The organism is Peribacillus aracenensis (assembly GCF_025175645.1).
Classification (GTDB): domain Bacteria; phylum Bacillota; class Bacilli; order Bacillales; family DSM-1321; genus Peribacillus; species Peribacillus aracenensis.
Window position 1 is genome coordinate 83268 of sequence record NZ_JANZMJ010000018.1, and the last position, 23798, is coordinate 107065.

Annotated in this window: 30 protein-coding genes, 1 pseudogene and 1 riboswitch; of the genes and pseudogenes, 23 read left to right on the forward strand and 8 right to left on the reverse strand. The window is 37.7% G+C overall.

The features are described 5' to 3' along the window. Positions 1-142 precede the first annotated feature (142 nt). The 5 genes from N0M92_RS17950 to N0M92_RS17970 all read left to right on the forward strand — a co-directional run bounded on the left by N0M92_RS17950 (position 143) and on the right by N0M92_RS17970 (position 4735). On the forward strand, positions 143-349 hold the full coding sequence (locus N0M92_RS17950; protein WP_260287098.1) for a hypothetical protein: 207 nt from the start codon (positions 143-145) through the stop codon (positions 347-349). Between the two features lie 660 nt (positions 350-1009). Continuing rightward, positions 1010-2320: a short-chain fatty acid transporter gene (locus tag N0M92_RS17955; RefSeq protein WP_397443875.1), complete on the forward strand. Its 1311-nt coding sequence runs from the start codon at positions 1010-1012 to the stop codon at positions 2318-2320. Positions 2321-2926: 606 nt separating this feature from the next. After that, on the forward strand, positions 2927-3265 hold the full coding sequence (locus N0M92_RS17960) for a hypothetical protein (protein WP_260287100.1): 339 nt from the start codon (positions 2927-2929) through the stop codon (positions 3263-3265). A gap of 167 nt (positions 3266-3432) precedes the next feature. Further along, positions 3433-4158, forward strand: coding sequence for a ZIP family metal transporter (locus tag N0M92_RS17965; RefSeq protein ID WP_260287101.1), 726 nt, complete (start codon positions 3433-3435; stop codon positions 4156-4158). 196 nt (positions 4159-4354) lie between these two features. Then, the gene (locus tag N0M92_RS17970) at positions 4355-4735 is read left to right on the forward strand and encodes a hypothetical protein (protein WP_260287102.1); all 381 of its coding nucleotides are present in this window, start codon (positions 4355-4357) and stop codon (positions 4733-4735) included. Between the two features lie 323 nt (positions 4736-5058). On the opposite strand, the gene N0M92_RS17975 is transcribed toward N0M92_RS17970, so the two are convergent. Next, complete coding sequence (locus N0M92_RS17975; RefSeq protein ID WP_397443874.1) at positions 5059-5439, reverse strand: hypothetical protein; 381 nt, start codon at positions 5437-5439, stop codon at positions 5059-5061. A gap of 297 nt (positions 5440-5736) precedes the next feature. On the opposite strand from N0M92_RS17975, the gene N0M92_RS17980 reads away from it, so the two are divergent. Continuing rightward, positions 5737-6123: a hypothetical protein gene (locus N0M92_RS17980; protein WP_260287103.1), complete on the forward strand. Its 387-nt coding sequence runs from the start codon at positions 5737-5739 to the stop codon at positions 6121-6123. Between the two features lie 262 nt (positions 6124-6385). Here the strand turns inward: N0M92_RS17980 and N0M92_RS17985 are convergent, their stop codons facing one another. After that, complete coding sequence (locus N0M92_RS17985) at positions 6386-7267, reverse strand: 5'-methylthioadenosine/S-adenosylhomocysteine nucleosidase (RefSeq protein WP_260287104.1); 882 nt, start codon at positions 7265-7267, stop codon at positions 6386-6388. Positions 7268-7443: 176 nt separating this feature from the next. Then, positions 7444-7547, reverse strand: a riboswitch (purine riboswitch). A 482-nt stretch (positions 7548-8029) separates the two neighbouring features. Here N0M92_RS17985 and N0M92_RS17990 point away from each other — a divergent pair. Beyond that, on the forward strand, positions 8030-8350 hold the full coding sequence (locus tag N0M92_RS17990) for a hypothetical protein (RefSeq protein WP_260287105.1): 321 nt from the start codon (positions 8030-8032) through the stop codon (positions 8348-8350). 199 nt (positions 8351-8549) lie between these two features. Here N0M92_RS17990 and N0M92_RS17995 read toward each other — a convergent pair whose 3' ends face one another. Both N0M92_RS17995 and N0M92_RS18000 read right to left on the reverse strand, forming a co-directional pair. Further along, positions 8550-8903: a hypothetical protein gene (locus N0M92_RS17995; protein WP_260287106.1), complete on the reverse strand. Its 354-nt coding sequence runs from the start codon at positions 8901-8903 to the stop codon at positions 8550-8552. Positions 8904-9057: 154 nt separating this feature from the next. Then, positions 9058-9984, reverse strand: a complete 927-nt coding sequence (locus N0M92_RS18000; protein WP_260287107.1) for an NAD(P)-dependent alcohol dehydrogenase — start codon at positions 9982-9984, stop codon at positions 9058-9060. 192 nt (positions 9985-10176) lie between these two features. On the opposite strand from N0M92_RS18000, the gene N0M92_RS18005 reads away from it, so the two are divergent. Then, the gene (locus N0M92_RS18005; RefSeq protein ID WP_260287108.1) at positions 10177-10746 is read left to right on the forward strand and encodes a dihydrofolate reductase family protein; all 570 of its coding nucleotides are present in this window, start codon (positions 10177-10179) and stop codon (positions 10744-10746) included. A gap of 28 nt (positions 10747-10774) precedes the next feature. On the opposite strand, the gene N0M92_RS18010 is transcribed toward N0M92_RS18005, so the two are convergent. Continuing rightward, entirely contained in the window at positions 10775-10906 is a 132-nt protein-coding gene (locus N0M92_RS18010) for a hypothetical protein (protein WP_260287109.1), read from the reverse strand. Between the two features lie 128 nt (positions 10907-11034). On the opposite strand from N0M92_RS18010, the gene N0M92_RS18015 reads away from it, so the two are divergent. The 3 genes from N0M92_RS18015 (at position 11035) to N0M92_RS18025 (ending at position 12112) form a co-directional block, all read left to right on the forward strand. After that, the gene (locus N0M92_RS18015) at positions 11035-11547 is read left to right on the forward strand and encodes a DUF6773 family protein (RefSeq protein ID WP_260287110.1); all 513 of its coding nucleotides are present in this window, start codon (positions 11035-11037) and stop codon (positions 11545-11547) included. A 10-nt stretch (positions 11548-11557) separates the two neighbouring features. Then, positions 11558-11755 (forward strand): helix-turn-helix transcriptional regulator, encoded by a 198-nt coding sequence (locus N0M92_RS18020; protein WP_063235187.1) that lies wholly within the window; start codon positions 11558-11560, stop codon positions 11753-11755. Positions 11756-11857: 102 nt separating this feature from the next. Continuing rightward, positions 11858-12112 carry a sigma-G-dependent sporulation-specific acid-soluble spore protein CsgA gene (locus N0M92_RS18025; protein ID WP_260287111.1) on the forward strand — a complete coding sequence of 85 codons (255 nt, stop codon included), beginning with the start codon at positions 11858-11860 and terminating at the stop codon, positions 12110-12112. A gap of 46 nt (positions 12113-12158) precedes the next feature. On the opposite strand, the gene N0M92_RS18030 is transcribed toward N0M92_RS18025, so the two are convergent. Then, positions 12159-12806: a hypothetical protein gene (locus N0M92_RS18030; RefSeq protein ID WP_260287112.1), complete on the reverse strand. Its 648-nt coding sequence runs from the start codon at positions 12804-12806 to the stop codon at positions 12159-12161. 220 nt (positions 12807-13026) lie between these two features. Next, the gene (locus N0M92_RS18035; RefSeq protein WP_260287113.1) at positions 13027-13890 is read right to left on the reverse strand and encodes a LysR family transcriptional regulator; all 864 of its coding nucleotides are present in this window, start codon (positions 13888-13890) and stop codon (positions 13027-13029) included. 129 nt (positions 13891-14019) lie between these two features. Here N0M92_RS18035 and N0M92_RS18040 point away from each other — a divergent pair, with 129 nt between their 5' ends. The 8 genes and pseudogenes from N0M92_RS18040 (at position 14020) to N0M92_RS18075 (ending at position 17616) form a co-directional block, all read left to right on the forward strand. Next, a complete protein-coding gene (locus N0M92_RS18040) occupies positions 14020-14301 on the forward strand; it encodes a DUF2798 domain-containing protein (protein ID WP_260287114.1) in 282 nt (93 codons plus the stop codon). A gap of 157 nt (positions 14302-14458) precedes the next feature. Beyond that, the gene (locus tag N0M92_RS18045) at positions 14459-14677 is read left to right on the forward strand and encodes a DUF1659 domain-containing protein (RefSeq protein WP_192206341.1); all 219 of its coding nucleotides are present in this window, start codon (positions 14459-14461) and stop codon (positions 14675-14677) included. A 37-nt stretch (positions 14678-14714) separates the two neighbouring features. After that, entirely contained in the window at positions 14715-14933 is a 219-nt protein-coding gene (locus N0M92_RS18050) for a DUF2922 domain-containing protein (RefSeq protein WP_053536155.1), read from the forward strand. A 51-nt stretch (positions 14934-14984) separates the two neighbouring features. Continuing rightward, positions 14985-15140 carry a YvrJ family protein gene (locus N0M92_RS18055; RefSeq protein WP_260287116.1) on the forward strand — a complete coding sequence of 52 codons (156 nt, stop codon included), beginning with the start codon at positions 14985-14987 and terminating at the stop codon, positions 15138-15140. A gap of 156 nt (positions 15141-15296) precedes the next feature. Beyond that, a pseudogene (locus N0M92_RS18060) lies at positions 15297-15494 on the forward strand (KGG domain-containing protein); the annotation flags it as partial. Between the two features lie 182 nt (positions 15495-15676). After that, complete coding sequence (gene gsiB / locus N0M92_RS18065) at positions 15677-16123, forward strand: glucose starvation-inducible protein GsiB (protein WP_260287117.1); 447 nt, start codon at positions 15677-15679, stop codon at positions 16121-16123. A gap of 154 nt (positions 16124-16277) precedes the next feature. Continuing rightward, positions 16278-16673, forward strand: coding sequence for a hypothetical protein (locus N0M92_RS18070; protein WP_260287119.1), 396 nt, complete (start codon positions 16278-16280; stop codon positions 16671-16673). A 7-nt stretch (positions 16674-16680) separates the two neighbouring features. Continuing rightward, positions 16681-17616, forward strand: a complete 936-nt coding sequence (locus tag N0M92_RS18075) for a DUF3238 domain-containing protein (protein WP_260287120.1) — start codon at positions 16681-16683, stop codon at positions 17614-17616. 101 nt (positions 17617-17717) lie between these two features. On the opposite strand, the gene N0M92_RS18080 is transcribed toward N0M92_RS18075, so the two are convergent. Next, positions 17718-18110 (reverse strand): thiol-disulfide oxidoreductase DCC family protein, encoded by a 393-nt coding sequence (locus N0M92_RS18080; RefSeq protein WP_260287121.1) that lies wholly within the window; start codon positions 18108-18110, stop codon positions 17718-17720. A 381-nt stretch (positions 18111-18491) separates the two neighbouring features. On the opposite strand from N0M92_RS18080, the gene N0M92_RS18085 reads away from it, so the two are divergent. The 4 genes from N0M92_RS18085 to N0M92_RS18100 all read left to right on the forward strand — a co-directional run bounded on the left by N0M92_RS18085 (position 18492) and on the right by N0M92_RS18100 (position 23106). Then, positions 18492-19463: an acyltransferase family protein gene (locus tag N0M92_RS18085; protein ID WP_260287122.1), complete on the forward strand. Its 972-nt coding sequence runs from the start codon at positions 18492-18494 to the stop codon at positions 19461-19463. Positions 19464-19996: 533 nt separating this feature from the next. After that, on the forward strand, positions 19997-21091 hold the full coding sequence (locus tag N0M92_RS18090) for a D-alanyl-D-alanine carboxypeptidase family protein (protein ID WP_260287123.1): 1095 nt from the start codon (positions 19997-19999) through the stop codon (positions 21089-21091). Between the two features lie 228 nt (positions 21092-21319). Continuing rightward, a complete protein-coding gene (locus tag N0M92_RS18095; RefSeq protein WP_260287124.1) occupies positions 21320-21832 on the forward strand; it encodes a DUF3189 family protein in 513 nt (170 codons plus the stop codon). Positions 21833-22098: 266 nt separating this feature from the next. Continuing rightward, positions 22099-23106 (forward strand): ketoacyl-ACP synthase III, encoded by a 1008-nt coding sequence (locus N0M92_RS18100; protein WP_260287125.1) that lies wholly within the window; start codon positions 22099-22101, stop codon positions 23104-23106. Positions 23107-23798: the final 692 nt, after the last annotated feature.

Genomic DNA, 23798 nt, shown 5'->3' on the forward strand with positions numbered 1-23798 from the left:
TTGAATAAGATTATATTTCAACGTTTTAAAAAATAATTAGTCGGAAGCTTTTGAGTCAACAGGACCCGATTCAAAACAAAGTAGCAAGCCATGCCCATTTTCGGCACTGATTAAAAGTAAAAAGCCTTGCAGAAGTTCTGGATTGGTTATCCGCCAGCTGCAAGGCTTTTCTTTTCCTTTGGCTCTTTTCGTAAGGATTGTTGCTTATAAAAAGAGGAGGGGGGAATTTACTTTTTATGGTATTGTATCTACGGAAGCTTATTCAACAAAAGGGCAGTTTAACGGTGAAAGAAATTTAGAAGATTTTGTTGTGATTTTGAATTCAATAAAAAACAACGTGGAAGGATGAACAGAGATTAATAAAAAAATAGTAGGTGGGTTAATTGCATTAACTGCTTTATTAATTGGCATTCCCTTAATAATTTTTTTTCTTATGAGGAATCAGAAAAATTCGAGGGGTTTCCAGTACCCAAAACTGCTGAAATAACAGCTAATAAGAGTAAACTGGTAGCTTATAACTGGGGTCCCGCTTCAGAAGAAAATGGTCTGCCTTTAAGGTGCCAAGCAATCATTAAACTATGGGGTTGGGAGAAAAAAGAGCGAGAAGGTAGTTTAACCGTTTACGAAAAAGATGGACAAGAAGTAGATGTTATTTCACAGACAGACTATTTATCTCTTAGCACTTCTGGAAATTGAACTCAAAGCTTTTAATTATCTTTTATCCTTGTTTATTTGATTTTTTTATTCAATAATCGGGAGCTTTAATGGAATAAATGTCCCTTTTAATTATGACGCTTAGAGTGAAAAGGCTCTGAGCGTTTTTGCTTTCTATGGACTAACCCTGTTAACATCTTAACTTCTCAACTGTTTAACAGATTTACTTCCACAATGAACACAACCTATACCTGAAGCAAATCTAGCTTCACGGATAGATAGAGGAATTTGTTAATAATTGTAGAAATTACAAAGGGGGGTTGATTTTAAAAAGGAGGATAAAAAGTTGAAAGTAATGGTAGCCTTTTTTAATCGTGTTATGCAGAGATATTTACCCGATCCATTTATATTTGTTATTATTTTAACTTTTGTTGTGTTTGGATTGGGACTTATTTTCACCGATAGCGGACCTTATCAGATGACTCAGCATTGGGGAAATGGATTTTGGGGATTGCTTCTTTTTGCTATGCAGATGGTTCTTGTTTTAGTAACTGGACATGTATTGGCTAGTAGCAGAATTTTTAAAAGGGGATTAGGTGCTCTTGCATCTATGGCTAAATCTCCAGGTCAGGCAATTATTATTGTAAGTGTCGTTTCTCTCGTAGCAAGCTGGATAAACTGGGGATTCGGACTTGTTATTGGGGCTTTGTTCGCTAAAGAATTAGCGAAAAAAGTAGAAAATGTTGATTATCGCCTTTTAATTGCGAGTGCTTATTCTGGATTTCTCATCTGGCATGGCGGAATATCTGGATCAACTCCATTGACTATTGCTACTCCAGGCCACTTTTCCGAAGATTTAATTGGTATTATCCCAACAAGTGAAACGATATTTTCTAGTTTTAATCTTTTTATTGTTATAGCTTTAATCATAATCGTTCCATTAGTTAATCGATTCATGATGCCTTCAAAGGAACAAACAGTGACTGTAGATCTTGCTCTCCTAGAGGATGATGTCCAGGCAGCTACTATTGAAAAAGAGGATTTGACTCCTGCTGAGAGGCTTGAGAATAGCCGGATTATCTCTCTATCAATTGGGATATTAGGGATTGTTTTTCTTTTCTATTATTTTGTACTTAACGGTTTTAAACTAAATCTTGATATTGTTAATTTCTTATTCTTATTTTTAGGAATTCTCTTTCATGGTACTCCAAAACACTTTTTAGAGGCTGTTGTTAATGCAGTAAAAGGAGCGAGTGGGATCATCATCCAATTCCCTTTTTATGCGGGGATTATGGGTATGATGACAGCATCAGGTTTAGCTACTGTTATATCTAATGGTTTCGTTTCAATATCTAATGAATTTACATTCCCGTTATTTGCGTTTTTAAGTGCAGGATTGGTCAATATTTTCATACCATCTGGTGGAGGTCAATGGGCGGTTCAAGCTCCTGTCATGCTGGATGCAGCGATAGCACTTGATGTATCCATTCCAAAAACGGCTATGGCGGTTGCCTGGGGAGATGCATGGACTAATTTAATCCAACCATTCTGGGCACTTCCTGCTCTTGCTATTGCTGGTCTAAAGGCAAAAGATATTATGGGTTACTGTGTATTGACTCTTTTTGTAAGTGGTATTGTTATTTCACTAGGACTTTTGTTTTTCTAAAAAGGATTTTTAGATTAGACAGTATTCAGGATGATAATGAATGAAAAATAAAGGATCTATTCAACTAGTTAAATTTGAATAGCTCTTTTATTTTTTGTAGTGTTGTCAGGAAAATGTGGATTTACAACGTTAAGAATGTGAACTTTTTCTCTACAGGGATGCACCCACATCGCCATCAAGTTAAAATTTTATACAACCCCAAAACAAAATTCTGCACTTATTGTAACCTTTATCGTTTCGGGGGTGACCTGTTTTCTTAGCTTGATGGGCATGTGCCTGTACCCTAATACAAAAGTGGACGATGCTTCAGGTACTAGCCTTTAGATATGCAATTTTAATAAAAAATAAGTTAGTTAACATAAACCTCTTTATCGTCTTAAAAAATACAGGTAGCCTGGGTTGAATGTGCAAAATAGCACTTAAAATTATCGACTAAAGTGACATGTCAGGCTACATTGTAATTTTAAAAAAGTGTTTCTAACTCGCTGCAGGCTGTTATCTGTTTTTAATGAAACTTATATGTTAAGTAACTTAGCCGAAAAGAAACCGAAATGAAGTTTTGATAAAATAAGTTTTTATGGAGACGGATTTTGAGGGGGAATAAAGGTGGAGGAACATGTGAAAAATGCTTTAGTAGAATGGAATGAAGAAATCAGTGATGTGTTAAAAGGGATAGAAAAGGAATATGAAGAGGTTAAGCGTGATCTTCAGGTTTATTCCTATAAGTTCAATATTACCAAACAAGTTGTACAATCCACTATAAATGATGAAATCATTCGAAATATCCGTGAGCTCTATCATAAACCTTTTGAACAAAAATTGAATGAATTGAAAGAATCGATAAAAGAGCTGGAAGAAAAGAGAAAGGTTTTTCAAATGTTTGTCGATAAAATAGAAAAGGTTAGTGAAAGAGAAGAAGGAAAACCGCAAATATCAGTCATATAAGGCAGCGAAGGGCAGGATAATCATGACGAATCTACTATTCTATACATAAAAACCATGGCAGCGAATATAACTGCTTTTTTTTGCTGGAATTTACAAAAGGCAGCCCCTTGTTTACCCCAGCATCTACCAGGGTACACTATCCTATAAAAAGGAAATGGGGGAATTCTATGTGGAATGCGGTCTTTTGGGGAGGGGTTTCGGGTTCGGCTGTCCTGCTTGGCGCATTAGCCGCCATATTCATTCCGATAAAGAAAAACATCATTGGCTATATTATGGCTTTTGGTACGGGTGTATTGATTGGTGCAGCGGCATATGAGCTGCTTGCCGATTCGGTGAGTGATGGAGGGATCTGGGCGACGGCGATCGGATTCATAACAGGGGCCGTCGTATTTACCGCCTTGAATTTTCTTATTTCCAAAAAAGGTGCGGATAAAAGGAAACGGTCCAATAATAGCTCTACGAAGGAAGCTGGTCTAGCCATTTTCATCGGAACGGTGATGGATGCCATACCGGAGTCGATCATGATTGGTGCAAGCTTAATAAGCGGTGGCTCGGTAAGCTGGTTATTGGTCATTGCCATCTTCATCAGTAATATTCCGGAGGGGCTCTCAAGTACAACTGGTTTGCTCAAAAGTGAGTATTCGAAGAAGAAAATCATGCTGATGTGGTTATCCGTATTGCTCATTTCGGCACTATCCTCGATGTCGGGCTATCTATTCCTCGATCATGCCCCGGACTATATCCTGGCAGCGATGGCAGCATTTGCAGGAGGCGGAATCATCGCCATGATTGCCTCGACGATGATGCCTGAAGCATATGAAGACGGAGGACCGATGACGGGCATTTTCGCAGCCGCCGGCCTGCTTATTTCTTTGGTTCTGGATTCGATGTAATGTCGATGTGATAACGAAAAAATGATTGTCCCCTTGGAAAGAAAGGGGGCAATTTTTTTGTGTAAAATCTATCATAGTAGGAAATGCATAGGCGAAATAAGGGAATCTATCTTAAAAGAATAATTGTTGGTGTTAAAATATCATTTCAAATCATACACTCTTCATATAGATTTTAGACATTGAGGGGATGTTAGAAATGAACTTCGAGATGCGAATAGCGAATATGCTGGCTGATAATATGAATGGTTTCATTACATTCGTCCGGGAAAATCATGAAAATGAAAATAATTGCTTTTGTTTAAATAGAGATAAATTGTATCAATTGAAGCTTCTTGTCGAGGAGTTCAAGTTTCAAGTATTGGCAGATGAACTTAAACGAATCAATCGGTTTACATGGGATGAAAACTACACGCATTTATTAGTTGATAGATTCAGGAAAGGGATGGGAATCATTGAGGAGTACGTTGAAAACAACTACAGCGATTTATTCATTTTTACCGCTAGACTCCATACGTTGAATAACCTCAGCTTATTACTTTGCAAGGAGGAAGAATCGGGCACAGCCCCCAGCGAATAAAAGAAGAGCACATATAGATAAGAACCCTTTTTCTATTCCATCACATTTTAGTACATTCTCATTTATATATCGATGGAATATATGTGAGAATAACTGTCCATTTTCGAAGCCACTCTTTTAAGGGTGGTGTTTTTTTTATATTTTTTGTTTAGTTGTAGCTTTGTAATAAAGTTGGATCAAATAAATATTTTTTCCATTTTAAAGTAGTTTACATAAAGCACCTTACCGGAAGTTCTAGCACTAATAAAAAAGGTAATTCAGTTGAATTACCTTTTTTTACGTTAAATAAATACCTTTAAAGAAGACGCCTATTGTTTCTTTGTTTACTTTCCAAAAAGTCGAGCAAAGAAGCCCTTTTTTTGTTTATCCAGGTTAGTATCCGGATTTTCGTTGGCTGCTGCTATTAATTGTTTAGCTTCCTTTGCTGCCCTATTGGATTCATCCAGTTCTTTATCGCGTTCTATACTTCCTCTAATGCTAGATACTTCACCTTTTATTTGTTGGATACCTGGGATAACAAACTCTTTATTAAAAGTTTCTTGGTTATCCAGCTGTTCTTTCATTTGTTTATTTTCTTCCCTAAGTGCCGCCATTTCTTCACGTATGGTTTTTAATTCTTCCGCGATCAATTCCCCGGCTTTCTTTTCTGGTTCTGGCTTAAATGATTCCCCTCCAGTAGCAAAGTAATGTTCTATTTGCTTCATACTCCAGTTTTGTTCGCGGTGAAGGGCTTGTATCTCTTTGAAGCGTTCTATTCCTTCACGCTTATAAATGTTATAGCCGTTTCCTTTATCGCTCTTTTCGTGCGGGATATATTGGCGCAGCTCCTTAAACCAGTTTCTAATGACGTTTGGAGGATGACTAGCAAATAGCTAATCGTCTTTTTTCTTAATGAACTAAAGGGGCAGTTTAGTTTAATAAGTGTAGTGTATTCGTACTGCGCAGCAACCAATTAGAATAAAATTAGAATAATAACTTAAATCAAATTGGTGGTGTGTAGGTTGAATAAAGTACTTTTACATCTCTCCAGAACACTTTTAGGTTTTATCTTCCTTATTGCAGGTCTAAACGGTTATTTTGTCATTTTTGACTTTGAACCATTTATTGCTACTAGCCCTGAAGCGATGGCATTATTCAAATTTGAATATCTGTTAATATTTGAAAAGTTTTTAGAGATCGTTTGTGGAGTTTTACTATTAAGTAATCGATTTGTCCCATTAGCACTTGCAATATTGTCTCCAATTGTAGCCAACATTTTCTTACTTCATTTGTTCCTTGATCATTCGTTACTCGTTTTAGCAGTAATACTTGTAATCATGTATAGTTATTTGTTGTTTTGTTACAGAAAAAGCTTTAAAAGTATTTTGGAGAAAAAGCCTTCTCATTAATACTTCCTTGTGTAACACATTTTGCGTCAAGTTTGTGTCAACTCTACAATAATCCTTAATGAACTAACGGGTGCGTTAGTTCATTAAGGTTCACAAAATGATCAATCTTTTTTATAAAAACTAACTCCACCTAAAAACCAAACCCACTCATTGAGTGGGTTTTTACTATATAAAAAATCAACGTTTACAGCATACTTTTTATCGTATCTAATATGTGCTCTTCTTTATTTTATTATAGGGATACTATGCTTCCGGGCCAGTCTTATTTGCTTGGCATCGTAGAGATATATTTTTTGACTACTTCATAAACATATTCTTGATTGGCTGCTGCTGTATTCGGGTTATATTTACCGCCATTCACTTTATTATTGGATAGCACTCGTATACCTAAGAAGGGAACATCGTAAGCTTTTGCGATTTGGGCAGCCGAAGCTCCTTCCATTTCCTCAACAGATGTACCATATTTCGTATGGAACCACTTAATCCGATCCACTTCATTATTCCAAACGTCTGCTGAACCGATAGTGCCATCGACAACCTTACCTTTTGTGTAAGTATCTTTAACTGCATGAGCAGCAGCGAGTAAATCCTTATCTCCCTCGTAGAAGCGTGGCTTTTCAGCGTTAGGATCTTCTCCTGCACTTCCTTCAGAAGCCATTAGGTCCATCGGTTTCCAAATGGTTGGATCAATTCCTTGGTTTTCAGTTTTATCTGCCGTTTTCAATGAACCTAGGTTTACCGTTCTTTTTCCTAAAACGATATCAAAAACGTTTAAGTTTGGATCATGTCCGCCTGATGTCCCTTGATTGATGATGGCAATAGGGTTATATCTTTCAATGGCCAATGCTGTAGCGGCAGCCGTGTTTTCCATCCCTTTACCTGTTTTTGCAACGATTACAGGATAATTGTCTAACGTTCCAATGTAAAATACAAAATCTCCTGATTTTTCTTCTTTAACATTTTTTAATCTTTTCGCGAAATTTTCAGCTTCGATTGGCATTGGACCTTGGATCATGATAGGCCTTTGAGTCTTTTTTTCGGCCGTTTCATTTTTGGAAGCAGAACTGCATGCCGCAATCACCGACACGAAAAGTAATGTAATGATTCCTAATATCGTGTACTTTTTAAACATGTTTTTTCTCATATAATTTCTCCTTAAACATATTATCCGATTGTTTGATATACACTCGCAGTTGCGGTCATAGAAAAAGGTCCAGAACGGCAGAATGATTACTGCCTTCTAGACCTACGATAGTCAAAGTAAAGATGATTAAGCAAAATGATTATCATGCTAAATCATTTGCTGCTCAAGAAAGCGGGCAGCCGAATACTTTAACTCGTAGTCTAGTTCTTTCACCGGGAACCAGGTAGAAACGCTCAGACCATATTTCCGAGCATATACGAGTAAATTACGATTATTACTTTGCTAATATAACAAACAAATAATAGATAATCAATAAAGAAGTGAACATTAAAATATAAATATAATTTAATGTTCGCTTTTAAGGAGGTGGGGCGTTAAAATCCGATAATTTCTTTCATGTTAAAAGGGTTTTTAGTTATCCGTATTCACCGCAGTCGGCCTGCTTATTTCTTTAGTTCTGGATTCGATGTGATAACGAAAAGTGAGATTGTCACCTTGGGAGGAAAGGGGGCAATTCTTTTGTGTAGAAGTTAATCACGGCGCAAATTTTAAATCTATCATAGAGGGAAATGCGCATGCGAAATAAGAAATCTATCTCTAAAAAAGAAATGCTGGTGTTAAAATATCATTTCTTTAACATATAAATTTTAGACATTGAGGAGATGGAGAAATGAACTTCGAGATGCAAATGTTACAAAGTTTACCTCATCCTCTATAATGTGTATTTTAGTTATATAATAAATAAAATAGGAGGTGGTTAATTTGAAACAAAATCATGATTATTATCAAAATCTATTAAAAAGACTTTGTAAAGCTGATAATATTTCTCCTCGAAAACCTAGGTTTGAAAATATTGAAGATCTAGTAATTATTCATGTTAAAAATCATTTGAAAGAAGGGGTGGATTTAGAATGTTTTAAAATTTTAAATCTTATTTATCAAACAGTCGTACCTCTAGGTATAAAATTCAATCAACAGTTATATTTATATCCAAATGGAGATAGATTAGATAGAGTAGCGATAACCTTTAACAAAAATGATTATATACTTTTAAATGAAAAATTAGAAAAAGGAGAGGTATAAATAAATCAATACATATTGGAGATTGCCGCCCTATAAGTGGGCTATTTTTTTGGTCTTCCTCATTGTTTTAGATACGCCGGTTGGTAAAATGCAAGCACCGTCAAAATTCGAAATACTACCCGACCCCTGCATATAGAAAATCTTTTTTATTCAACCTTCTTCCCTACTGATAAGAATAGGTGCAGAGGGCTGCACCTATTTAATAATTCGCCCATAATATGATAGACAGGCCGATTAATAAAGTGATAATTTTTAGCACTGCCTTCCTTTTCGAGGGGGCATCTATCCATGTCAAAACAATGCTCACCAGTATTCCGATAGATAGAAATACAGCGCCAATCATCTTCATCCAAGTCATTTCAAAAATTGGTTCAAGCAAAAAGAATAGTAGACTGAGTGCCACTAAACCAATTGTAGAGATAAAACGCTTACTCGTAAAATCGGTCTTCACATCATTTCGTTCTTCTTCTGACATCTTTTTATAACTCCTCCACATCATGAAGGCCGGAATCCCTAACATTAAAACTAATCGTACGATTGCATCTATATTCATTGAGTCCTCCAGGAATGTTTATATACCTTCCATATACGTTTATTACTGGAAGAAGTTTCAACACTTCCTGCATAATGACATCATAATCACGTGACGAAATACCCCTTCAGATCCAAGGGGTATATTCATGTCCAAGCATTAGAAGTAGGTTATTTCAGGGTCTGCCATGATCAACCAAAGTTATGATGACATTTCCCTTTTTATGTCCTTGTTCTACATATCTATGAGCTTCTGGAAGCTGTTCCAGGGGGTAGCGTCTATCAATGACCGATTTTATTTTTTCAGTTTCGATAAGCTCCTTGAGGAGTAATAAATCTTCCGTAAGTACCTTTGCTATTCCTTGCCCTTCGACGGACACATATCGCCCGTTCGGGGTCAGTGCTTTCTTGCAAGCGGCTTTCGAGCTTTTCCCGACTGCATCAAAGATGATGTCATATCGCTCTTGTCTTTCCGTGAAATCCTCTTCCGTATAATCAATTACCTCATCTGCTCCCAGTGATTTCACCAATTCAAAATTAGCGGCACTGCATACTCCGGTAACTTCTGTGCCAAAGTATTTGGCAAGCTGCACGGCTGAAGTCCCTACCGAACCGGATGCACCGTAGATGAGGACTTTTTGTCCGTCCTGTATCTTGCCTTTTCTGAAAAAATGAAGGGCTGTCGTTCCCCCAAAAGAAACGGCGGCCGCTTCCTCATAGGTAACGTTGGCAGGCTTCATTGCGATTGGCCCGTCTTCTGGTAAACATGTGTATTCGGCATGAGCCCCGAAATTCATTCCAGTCATGGCAAAGATCCGGTCGCCTTTTTTGTATTTTTTCACATTCCTGCCTGTTTCCTCTATTTCCCCGGCCAACTCCACTCCGAGTACCGGTTTTCGCGGTTTTCTAAGACCCAGGAAAATCCGCATCGGCAGCCATAACAAGAAGGGGCTATTGAAACTACGGACTCTTATGTCCCCTGAAGCCACTGTTGCCGCATGAACCTTTACCAGAACTTCGTTGTCCTTAGGGGTTGGTTTTGCTACTTCTTGGAGTTCCAGTACATTGGGTGAACCGTATTTTGTGCATACCATTGCTTTCATCGCGAGTCTCCTTCATTTTTGATACAATCTTTTAATACTATGATGGAAGTTGTAAGATAAAACTACATGTAAGCGAAACGGAAGAATGAATGCTTAAAAGCATTAGGTGTTGTCCGGCATCGGTCAGGGGCAAGTGTCTCGCTGAGCGGTCGAACCATATGGGACATTCTATAAGAAGAAGGAGCTAAAAGTATGGCCATTAACGAAAGACCAAGAAGAATAATTTTAGATTTGGCAGTTACTTTAGATGGCTTTATTGAAGGGCCGGAAGGAGAAATTGACTGGTGCATTATGGACCCTGAAATGGGGTTCACGGATTTCTTAAATCAAATTGATACTATTTTTTATGGAAGAAAAAGCTATGAATTATGGGGACAATATACTCCAGGAAATGAGGTATCTGATACTGAAAAAGAAATGTGGAATTTAGTTCATGGCAAAGAAAAATTCATGTTTTCCCAAACAAAAAAAAGCACTGATGATAAAGTGACGATCATAAATGATCATATTGTTGAAGAAGTAAATAAATTAAAGAAAAAGCCCGGTAAAGACATTTGGCTTTATGGCGGGGCAAGTCTTATTACATCTTTTATAAGATTTGGGCTGGTTGATGAATTTAGGTTATCTGTTCACCCTGTTGTTTTAGGGGAAGGAGAACCTTTGTTTATTGACATGAAGGAGAGATTGAATCTAAAACTGGTTGATACAAAAAGATTTTCCTCTGGCGTTGTTCAACTTTGCTATCATCTTAATGAAGAATGATTTAAATGATCAAAATTTTAACTCCATTTTAAAAAATGATAAATTCACGAGTAAAACGTTGAAATTCACGAGTAAAACCCCAAAACTCACGAGTAAATGCTTGGAATTCACGAGTAAATCCCCAAAACTTACGAGTAAAACCATAAAAAGGTATCCACACTTGATGTGTGGGTACCTTTTTTTATGCATATTGCAATTTATAAATTATAAAATGTAATATATATGTTGCAAAAAGTAAAATAAATCATATAATAAGGGTAAGCGGTGGAATTAAATGGAGGTCGATCGATGATGGATTTATTTAAACGAACGAAAAAAGTCACGGATGAGCGGGTTGAGCATGTAAGAAATAAAATTTATAAAGAAATGTACCACGTCATCTTGGCCATTTGCCTGGTGAGTGCACTTTTCAAACTATATAAATATGGTGCAGGCAGCGGGGAGTTATATTTGGAAGTCGTGATCCTTGTTGCAGGAGGGCTGTATTACTTAGCTCGTTCCATTTTCTTAGGTGTATTCTGGGATGAAGTGGAGATGCATGACCGCACAAGCAAAACGCCGATGAGCAGGAAGACGATTCTTGGGTCGGTTATTTTTGCACTCATCATCGCTATATTCATGGGGGTGAATAGTGCTGTATCCTATGCGGAGGGCAGTTCACAGGGCGTATGGTATTTTGTATTGGTATCGTTTGTATCCGTTATGATCTATTTGCCGATTTTACTTCTGTTTTTTGGCGGTATATACTTGCTGGCGAAGAAGATCGGAATGAAAAATAGCGAAGATAATAAGAAATTGTAGGTGCCTTCCCTTGAAAAATATAAAACTGAAGCTTGCGAGAGTAGAAAAGGACTTGTCACAAGATGAACTGGCCAAAATTGTCGGCGTTTCCAGGCAAACGATAGGATTGATTGAATCAGGAAAGTATAATCCCTCCTTAAGTTTGTGTGTCGGTATTTGTAAAGCATTATCGCGTACATTGGATGATTTGTTTTGGGAGGAAGACTGATTAGGGATATCCATTGATTTGGATATCTTTTTTTTAGGAATTTATCATCAAAGAATGGGGGAAGGTATAGCATGTAAGAAAAAATTTGAGAGGGATGGTTTGATGGATCGTACGATTGGTTACTTACGTGAGATATTATCTAACTATACGGACCAATATCCTGAAGCACAGGACATTTATAATAAAATCAAAAGCGGGCATTTTCATTCTGAAGAAGAACTCGTCAATAAGCTATCCGGAAGGGAAGCCAGCCTCCTTAACCATATTCTTCCTAAGGAAATCAAGCATGCGAAGGAAGCGAGTGATACGGAACGGGTCACGCAATTATCAGAGGTATATGAACTGATTCTTATATGATAAAACCTTGTCCATGATGTTCATGGACAAGGTTTTGTTGGTTTTTTTATTCCATTTCACTAAGTGAATCCATATGACTGGCGATCATGGCGATGATCGTGCTTGCTTCTTCCTTACTGAAAATGAAATTCGTTTCATCCTTTATCAGGTCATCATCCGCTGTCCGAATCCGGTTGATCCGTTTCAGCACACCATCACCTGTTTCCTGAACGATACCGAATTGGTAGGTGACCTCGACTTCATTATCCTGGATATAGGCGGTCACTTCAGGCGTTTCCCATTCTACATCGATTTCGTATATATCGGAACCCTCGCCGTCCGGATCATACAAATCATCATTTTCATCATCCATATCATATTCGTAAGCATAATCAACATCATCCTCTTCCAAATAGTTATGGAAGCTCTCGTGGACAGCATCGACGATATCTTCAATGTCTGAAAGGATGACCTTGCTGATTTGCCCTAAATCCGGCTCGAACGATTCCATATAAAATTCTTCATTATACGGATCAAAAAACAGCGTGGAAAAATAATTCCTTTCATTGTCATCCAGCTCTGTATAAAACTCGATCCGTGGATGCTTCGACCCGCGCTCCACAATCATACTGCCATTACGATCGTATTTCTCACAAATTGATTGAAGATGATCCTGCAATTCCCCGCTAACTCTGTCAAACCATTCTAATGACATTCCACATCCACATCCTTTCGTGATTATTATTTCCCAGAAAACACGAACATGACGTGCCATTTAAAGCCAAATGCCATTTATCTTCGCACAAAAAATCAGTTATAAAAAAATAATTCAAAGGGAAAATAAGCTGAATAGCAAAAACGGTATTTGGATTTATGAAGCAAACAACGGGACGGGCTTTAGGCTCAGGAATTGCTGCAACAACGAATTGGCATTTTTAATTTTCCCTATACCTTTCAATAATGAAGTCAATAAAATACCTGCTTGCTATTGGCAATATCCTTTTATCCTTGTATGCCAAAGTAATTGTCCGAATAATGGAGGGAGAGATCGTTTTCGTTACAATATTATAGGGACATTTATTTAAGAGAAGTTTCGGTAAAATCGAAATGCCAAGCTCTTGTTCAATCATCGACATAATCGCATAGGGATCAAATACCCGGTATTGTGTATCAGGTTCAAAATTGTACTGTTTAAATCCTATTAATGGTTCATTTATAACTCCCTCATCCAACAGGATATAAGGATCTTTTAGCAATTCTTTCAATGATACTTTTGTGGAAGATGCTAAAGGATGATTCATTGGCATTACAGCCAGCATTTCATCTTTTTGCAGGGGTATCGTAGTTAGGTCCGAAACATTTGAATTCACAAAGCCAAAGTCTACGCTTCCTTCTTTAATCCAATTTGAGATTTCCGTATAATTTCCCTGATGTAATTCGAAATGGACAGTTGGGTAAAGTTCCTTAAAATCTTTGATCATTCCTGGTATCCAATGACATGTAACACTGGAAAAGGTGCCAATTCGAATAAGGCCGCTTTGCAGTCCCTCCATTTCTTTGTGCTTTTCAGTCAGTTCCCTATGTGAATTACAAATCTTCCTGATAAATGGCAAAAATTCCTCGCCATCTGGTGTCAGTGTAATGCCCTTTCGAGAACGTAGAATAAGAGTGGTGGAAAGTTCTTCCTCTAATGAATGCACCATTTGGCTAATGGCGGACTGAGTATAGCCAAGTTCTTCGGCAGCTTTTGTGAAACTGCCTGTTTTTATGGTTTTGATAAAAGCATAATACGAATTCAACCCCACTAACCCCCTTTGCATTAGTAATTCTAATAGAACTATTATAAAAATTGGTTTTACTAATGTAAATGGAAGAAATAAAATATAGTTGTGAAGAATTATTTGGTCAGGAGTTGAAGTAGAAAAATAATGAGTATTAACGTTAAATACCGAAATATTATTTTTGCATTTTTTATGGCTTTTAGTATGTCCTTTTTTATTTCATTTATATTAGTCTCAATAAATAGTGGCTATGATCATATATTCTTATCTACATGGTTAAAAACTTGGTCACAGGCTTTTATCTGTGCTTTCTTTGGGGCTTACTTTTTTCCGAGAGTAATACAACAAATGATGAGAAGAATTAATTTTGTAGAAAAACCGCCAATAAACGAGAAAGATTTTTTAGTAAGAGAAGAAGACAATGGATAATGTTTTAATGGATTTCCTGAAAAGTAGTTAAAATATGGATTTTGAAGAGCTGCCCGAATGATGGGGAGCTTTTTATTCGTTTCCCTGAAAAATTTCAGGACCCATGCTACTTTCATCCCATAAACGTTTATATAGAGTGTGAAAGGGGGTGAGTGTTATGGCAAGTCAGATTCCAGTTTCAAGTACGTTGCGGATCGATTTTGAGACGGGGTTAAATGAAAAAGGGGCTCTCGTTTTCAAGCGGAGGGCATTTTCGAACATCAAGGTCGAGGCGACGGCGGATCAGTTGTTTTCGGCAGCTGTTTCAATCGCAAGTGTGCAGAATTATCCAATGGGTGAAGTGACCCGGGTGGATACGTATTCATTGATAGGCTAAACGGTTTTGATGTCGTACGAGGGGGAGGTGATTGGAAATGGCTAAAGTACTGGAATTGATTTTCGTTACGGAGGAAGGAAAGTCAGCGACGATTTCCGTTGATAATCCGAAGGAGCCGGTCGAGGTAAATACGGTTAAACTGGCAATGGAAAAAATCATTGCGGGGAACGTGTTCGTTACATCTTCCGGGGATTTCGTCGATTTGAAGGCGGCGCGCCTTGTCGAGCGGAATGTCGAGGAAGTGGAACTTATCTGACGGACGGGAGAGTCATCTTGTTGGACAAACATGAATTGAGGTGAATAAAAAGTGGATCAAATCCTGCCATTTGTCAGTGATATTGGGTTCCCGATCCTTGTTACCCTTTATTTGCTTCATAGGATTGAAACGAAATTGGATACTTTGAATGAAACCCTTGTAGAGCTGCCAGATCGCCTGCGAGAAGGGATTCCCAAGTCAGGTTAAGGATAAGAGGGGAGCATCATGGGTGATATCAATCATGATGCTTTTCCTTTTAAATGGTAAAGTTTTAATAGATTCTAGTTTCATATCAAAACTATCGGGTATACATAAAACTGTAGCTAGTTCATCAAAAATCCCAAACAATAAGGAGGAGTTTTAATGACTAACAACAATGAAAAAATGAGCAGGGAAGAAGCTGGCCGCAAAGGCGGGGAAGCAACAGCAAAAAAACATGATAAGGAATTTTTCCAAGAGATTGGTCAAAAAGGCGGAGAGGCCACTTCCGAAAATCATGATAAGGAATTCTATCAGGAAATTGGCAAAAAGGGCGGAGAGGCTCGAGCCGATCAACGTGATGGGTCCGATGATTGAAAAATGAGCAAGGAAGAAACAGGACGCATTGGCGGAGAAAGAAGTCGCCGCTAAATAAAGGAAGCGACCCGAAGCATTTAGCTGATTCTAGTTTTATTCTGTTTAAGCGGGTACATGACATCTGTAGCTAGTTCAATGAAAATCCGAATAATAAGGAGGAATTTTTAATGACTAACAACAATGATAAAATGAGTCGTGAAGAAGCAGGCCGTAAGGGTGGAGAAACTACAGCGAAAAATCATGATAAGGAATTCTATCAAGAGATTGGCCAAAAAGGCGGAGAAGCGACAGCAGGAAATCATGATAAGGAATTCTATCAAGAGATTGGCCAAAAAGGCGGAGAAGCGACATCCGAAAATCATGATAAGGAATTCTATCAAGAGATTGGCCAAAAAGGCGGAGAAGCAACATCCGAAAATCATGATAAGGAATTCTATCAAGAGATTGGGCAAAAAGGCGGAGAAGCGACATCCGAAAATCATGATAAGGAATTCTATCAGGAAATCGGCGAAAAAGGCGGAGAGGCACGGGCCAATCAACGAGATGGTTCCGGTAATGGAAAAATGAGCCGTGAAGAAGCAGGACGCAAAGGCGGGGAAAAAAGCCGCCGTTAAAATATAATTCGAGGAAACTCATGAAAAACCGAGGGAGTAACCATTCCCTCGGTTTTTTTATGCCATCACATGGAAATTCCCTTCACAGCACATTACAAAGTGTGCTTGGAAATTAAAGTGGGTAAAGAAATAACACCTGGAATAGAAAGAGGTGATGAAGAAGTTGATTGTCCATGATTCATTTCCCCGTTTAAAAGTAGGCGGAGTTACATTCACTGCATGGCATTCATTGCTTGCTGTTGGTCTTGCGGGCATCGCTTATCTCATTTCCAATAAGAGGAAGCATCAAGCGGTATTCAAAACGGCTTCATTGATGTGTAAGATCGAACGGAATGAAGATTCCATAAAGCTTATATGGCCAGATGAAGGTGGTTTCTATCGGGTATTCAGGGGGCAAGAGCTGATTTACAGCGGCCCGGAGCCAAGGATGGCAGATCAGGGACTGACTCCAGGAACCATCTATACGTACACGATAGATAGCTTGAATGAAAAAAAACAGGCAGTGAACAGGATGAAAATACAGACATCAACGACCGCGAAAAGAGGATAATATCCTTTTGGATTTGGTATTCACCACGATTGTCGCGAAAGGCCAAGCCAGCCTGGAATGGGAGCCCATCAAGGGAATAAAAGAGTATCGGGTTTACCGAAACGGCGTGGATATTGGGAAAGTGGGTGGATGTTCCTTCAGTGACCGGAGTATTAGTGATGAGCAGGAATACACATATACCATTAAAGCAAAGCGGCCCCTTCCGCGTTCAGAGCAGGAGTCCTATGCCGTGAAATCCCTTGTAGCGAGTATTGTCGGAGCCGTAAAAAAAGGTTCATCCCAAGCACAGGCAGCGATCGAGGAAATAACGAATACAAAAAGGATAGGACCTGTAAAACAGCTTTTGCACCCAGTTGAAAACGACGTGGATGGTAAAAAGAAAAGAAATTGGCAGCTGCGCTATTCCACCTTTTTACCGGAAGGGTGGTTGAAGAACCCCAATCTTACCTCAAAGGTTCCCTATTTTAAAGGAGACAACCGCGGGTTTGATCCTGAATCATCCCGTTTCCGGACTAGGGTCGATGTGTACATTCACCAAAAGGAAAGTGAAGCCGAGATTGAATGTACCAAAGCAGTCGGGAAAAGTGAGGCCTACAATCATGATGGGGATTTCCTTGAAGAAGGAGTGGCCTCGGATGAAGACATTGTAGTGAAGCGCGTATTATCCAATCATGAGAAAACGACGATTCAGCTGACACACTCCGTAGGCAACCCAATCATCATTTCTCCTGCCGTGGATTATAAAGTGATCGGGACCTTTTACCGAAATGGCGAAATCAATATAGCCGGCTATCATGATCAGGCACCGCATCACGAAGTCTACCTAAAGGAGGCAGATGAACAGAACTGGGACCCCCTGCACCTAGCGGAAAACAAAGGGCTTGAAATGATGGCGCATCCTACGGCCAACCATTTATGGAGATATTCCACATTTACACAATGAAAAGGACGAAAAGCAATGATGGCGGATAGCATTTCTAATACAAAAAACAAAAAGGACCTCGAATTACTTAAAGTCCTTTTTACTCGTTGATGAGGTCTTTTTTATAAAAAACGCTTTCGAACACTTGGCGACGGCAGCATACAGCTTTCTTCTTTCTTTCCGAACCATTTGTAACGGTTCCTGGCAATATAATCATACACGAAGTTCCGGATGAAGCTTGGAAAGATGATGAAACCGTAAAGCAATTTCCACGTCCCTTGCAAGCGGCGGCAAATCCTCAAGGCTGCAGACGATTTATAGTAGGCCTTATCTCTTTCGATCAGCACCATGCTATCTATATCTGCAGGAACATCATACTTCTTCAGCAACTCTTGTCCCGCCTCACTTTGAAGCGAAGCGTAATGAAAAAGCCCCTGCGGATCCCGCTTTATGATGAACTGGACACTCGAATCGCAAAAGTTGCATTCACCATCAAATAAAATGACCGGATTCATGAATATTCCTCCTATAGAGAGACGTTATCATACTCATGCTTCTATAATACACTACCCGTTTTGGTAAGGCGAAAACGTATGGAACTGCTTGGAGATTTGAAATTTTGGAAGGGATTATACGTTCCGGCCAGTCACTAAACGGGTGTGCCATAAGAAGGCTGCAATTGGCGGTTGGCCCCCTTTTTTAAGTCTCTGTTATCAAACTGTTATTTTCCATTAACTATCCTGTAAACAAGCTATGATATGGTAGATACTCCATTGAATTTCCTTTAGTAAAAAAGCCGGCAATCCTTTTTTAGAGGAAAGCCGGTTTTTTCATTCAAAGCATAATTAAGGATTAGGAGATATAACGAGCAGTTTCCTTAGAGGAGGTAAGATGTAATGAAACGTGATCCTTATTTTGATAATGCGAAAGCTATTTTAATCGTACTAGTGGTTTTAGGACACACATTAGCTCGAATGGTAGAAGAAAACGAATGGATTTTAACTATTTATTTGTTTGTTTTTTCATTCCATATGCCAGCTTTTATTTTAGTATCCGGCTATTTTTCAAGAAAGATAAAAAGTAAAAAGGACTTTTGGATGCTAATAAAGAAAATATTGATTCCCTATGCAATATTCCAGGTAATTTATACCTTCTATTATCAGAAGCTATTTGATGAACCAATTGAATTCTCAATATTGACCCCCAGGTGGGCCTTATGGTTCTTAATAAGCTTATTCTGTTGGAATATATTATTGTCCATATTTACCTCCAGGAAATATGGGATCGTTTCTTCGATAATCGTATCTCTAATAATTGGTTACATTGGTGAAGTAAGTGAATGGTTAAGTTTGTCGAGAACGTTCTTTTTCTTTCCTTTCTTTTTAATTGGACATTTTTTAGAAAAAAATCATTTTGAATGGGTTAAAAAGCAAAGGAATGCCCTAATCGGCTGGGGTGTACTAGGGTTAATCTTTGCCGGCATTTATTTCTTTGGTGAAAGTACCTGGAGGGAATGGTTTTATGGCCGTTTAGGTTATAAGGAATTAATGGAAGGTCCCATTGCCCTCGGTTTTGTATATAAGCTGATCGTTTATTTAATCATGGGAGCGGCCACTTATAGTTTCCTTTGTATTGTTCCTAGAAAGCAGACATTTTTTACTGAAATAGGATCGATTACATTAGTTATTTATCTTTTTCATATGTTTATTCTGGAATATGTTTATAACTCATTTATTTATGAATGGATCAAAGAAAGTGGCCAATATTATGTTTTATTAGCCATATCTGTAACGATTATATTTATATTATCAAGAAAGCCGATTGTAAAAGTGGAATGTATGTTAATAGGAATGAAAATGAAAACATAACAGATTTTCAACACCTATAAAGTAACCAGCCCTTCAGTTTGAATGGTTGAGTTAGTAGGCAAAAGGGGTTTTATCAAAATTTTAAAACAAAGTTGATTGGAACGGAAGGTGCGAGACTCCTGCGGGAAAAGCGCGTCAAGGGGAGACCCCGCAGGCGCAAAAGCGCCGTGGAGGCTCCCGGACCGCCCGCGGAAAGCGACGTTCCAGGTTTTATAAACCTAAATAAAAATTGAGTTATTCATCGAGCTTGTCTTCAGTCTGAGCCCTTCAGTTTGAAGGGTTTTTTTCATGAAAAGATTTAGTGATTTACAAAAATATCTATTTAAAGGGGATTAAATGGGTTCTCCAATAAAAGGGCAATGATCCTTATAAAGTTATTTTAGGAAAGAAAATGAAGGCCGTTAACCGAAATGTTTCCAAAATTATTAAAGGGGAATTACTTTTGTATTTCACTTTCAATAAAACATCTTTTACCTTTCGGATTTATTTTATTATGACTATATAGAATTTGACTATCATTAAAGGAGAGGCATATGAAAAAGTTTTTCTTCATCTTCATCTTGGCTTTAATCCCCTTCGCCTCTACGACTGTAAGTGCAGAATCTGACTTACCTCTCAATAGTGAAGCAGGGATCATTATTGATGCGAATAGTGGGAATGTATTATACGAAAAAAATATGAATAAAAGGATGTATCCAGCCAGTCTAACGAAAGTTGCCACGGCTATATATGCTATAGAACACGGGGATCAGGACGAACTGGTGACGATAAGCAAAAAAGCAGCGGAGGCAGACGGTTCTTCGGTATTTGTGGAACCTGGGGAGGAAATCGAGCTTTCCAAATTAATTGCAGGAATGCTGATCAACTCCGGAAATGATGCAGCCATCGCAATTGCCGAGCATATGTCTGGTAGTGAAAAACTGTTCATGGAAGATTTGAATGAGTTTTTAAGAAAAGAAGTAAACGTCACCGATACTCATTTAACGAACCCGCATGGATTATTTGACAAAGACCATGTAACGACAGCCAGTGACCTTGCGAAAATTACCCAATATGCAATGAAAAATGAAACGTTCCGTGAGTATTTTGGGAAGAAGGAATTACCATGGGAAGTGGAAACATGGGACACCACTCTAGTTACCCATCATAAAATGTTAAAAGGCGAACTCCCCTATAAAGGAATAACCGGCGGGAAAACCGGTTTCGTCAGTAAATCCGGTTACACTCTGATTTCTACTGCCACTAGGGGAGAACAAGAATTGATTGCCGTCACTCTGAAAGCCCCTTCAGACAAGGTTGCTTACTCTGATACTAAGCTTTTATTCAACTATGGCTTTGAAAACTTTAAATCAGGCAAAATTGATAAAAATAGCATACTTTATTCAGCGGACTACTCTAATTCCTACAAGCTGAACGAAGACTTATACTATACTCATTTAATGAATGATCAACCAAGTCTAAAAACGAGTAATGATGGAATTCTCTCAATCATGAACCAACAAGGGGAAGCAATAGATTCCTTTGACCTTAAAATGGTAGCTGATGTCAGAAACACAGTATTGCCTGCCCCGATTAAAAAAGAAACAATCGATGATAATAAGCTAATGAATTTTCTTTACCATCGGTAGGCTTCGTCATTTTTTACTGAAAAAATGACCGCATGGAATCAGAGGCGCTGCCTTATACATACCCCGGATTAAAGGGGATAGAAGAGTGCACTTGTAATGACAAATAGGTGTACTCTTCTTTTTATGAGGATCCCAGGATATGAATATTCATTTAGAGGTACCGCAACCGAATTGGAAATGGAGTATATGACCATAATAGTGTTAAATATGACTATTAGGGATGATTTCATGATGTATATCTATAATGATTATGGGGGAACACATACCACGTCTTTGGCTGCCGCATATCATTTAAAACAATTACCTCAATCGGAAAGAAAATTAACTTCGGAAGAAATAATAAATGTAAAATATTTTAATAAATTTACGAAAGAAGATGCTGGAAAGCTAATTTTTCGCGGGATTGATGAAGAAGGCAACTCCGTTTATACAATTGGACATAGAAGAGACAAACTTGTGGTTCCAGCATTAAAAGAATTGACTTTACTGCTAGAAGAAAAATTTCATTTTAACGAAGTAATAGTATTCTCCAATACTTCACCAACTGTACCTATTGCTATGTCTATAGGGGGATACTTATCAAGAGCATTGAAACTTGATTTTATAGGTGTACCATTTTTACTTATAGGTGCCAAACAATGCTGTGATAATATTTTTCGGCTGGTTGAAAATACGAAACAAATCGGGAAAGCGGCGAATGGGGAAAAAGTGATTATATTGGAAAACGAAATATATAAGTAACAGTAATGAATTTTAATAAAATGATAATGTCGATATATATTAAGTCAACAAATGATGTTGGCTTTTTTTGTTATGTTCCTGGATGGAAAAGGGTTGTTGCAAAAGCCTCTTTTTATGGAACTAAAGGGGCAGTTTATTTCAATATGGAGTAAGTATTTTTTGTTTTAGAAAAAAAAGGAATTAAAATTGAAAATTAACAATATAAATTGTTATAGTTAGTACCAGGTATTAATACTAACTTCTAATTAAATATATGGGGTGAGCGTATGATAGGGGCCAGAATAACAGCTATCGGGACATATGTACCGGAAAAAAAATTAACAAACTTTGAACTTGAGCAAATGGTCGAAACGAATAATGAATGGATTATTCAAAGAACCGGGATTCATGAACGAAGAATAACCCGTCCTGATGAATTTACCAGTGATTTATGTGTATCTGCAGTAAAAGATTTAATGCACAGATATAAAAAAAAAGTCGAAGATGTTGATATGATTATTGTGGCAACAAGCACACCAAATTTCCCATTCCCATCTGTCTCAAGTATCATACAGGACCAATTAAATATATCCCAAACAGGTGCCATAGATTTAAGTGCAGCGTGCGCAGGATTTGTTTATGCAGTACATACAGCACACAGTTTAATTTCTTCTGGGCTCCACAAAAAGGTACTAGTTATTGGAGCGGACACACTCTCAAAAATTACAGATTATACAGATAGAAATACATGTGTTTTATTTGGTGATGGTGCTGGTGCGGTATTAGTTGAAAGAGATGAGCAATCAAAAAGTTTCATTGGATTCCATCTAGGAAGTGATGGGAGGGGAGCACAACATGTATATCGGTCTGGACTATCAAAAAAGATCAATGGGATTGAGTTAATAGATACTCAATATCTTGTACAAAATGGTAGAGAAGTTTTTCGATGGGTTGTAAGGAATGTTCCTGAGAGTATAAGACAGATATTAGAAAAAACGGAAACGAGTTTAGATCAAGTTGATTGGTTTATACCTCATAGTGCTAACTTAAGGTTGATAGAGCCTATTTGCGAAAAATTAGGATACCCAATGGAAAAAACGCTTTATAGCTTAGTCAACTTTGGAAATACCTCTGCTGCAACCATTCCTTTAGCTCTTGATCTTGGAATCCGTAAGGGAAAAGTCAAAAATGGAGACCGAGTTCTTATGTGCGGATTTGGATCTGGATTGGTTCACGCTGGACAACTTTTAGAAGTAAATTTTGACGAACAAATTAATACGCCTACACCGTTGTGATGTATACAAAGTAATCATTTAGCTAAACAGTGATTTGATGATTAAGGATGTACTTATGGAAATGCTGCATTTCTTTCACTACTAGCTAATATTAGTGCTGTCTGCTTTATTTCAGAAAAATTAAATTGCGATTTTACAAAATAGAAAAAATAACCCCGAAAAATCGGGGTTATTTTTTATTTACTTGACGTCCACTTTTTTTAGGGCTCTGTGAACTTGTGTTTCCAATTTGAAATTCATTACCTAGTTCAACATCATTTCTTTTATCCTGTTTCTCGATTTGCTTTCTCGTTTGATCCTTGTTTTGCATCCCTTGTTTAGACAATACGTATCCATCTCGCTTTCAATGTTATTGTTTTTAATATGCGCAAGTATAAGGGAAATACGTATTATTATTTAAAAAATAGTTCTTGTCTTTAGTAACTTATAATTTAGGCCTTATTGAAATATCAGGTGCATTAGCTGAAAATCGTAGCTGTCTTTATGGCAGTTTTTTTGCTTTAAACAAGGGGCAGCGTCCGTAAATATAAAAATCCTGATTCCACCTTTTTTTGGAGTGAACAGGAAAACCCGTTTCATTACTTTGCCTCTAAATCCCGGATTTGGCACTTTTTAGTTTTTATTTAATTTATTTAAATACTTGAAAATAAAATTTATTTGAATTAGAATTAGTTCCGTGCCTAGTTGATAAT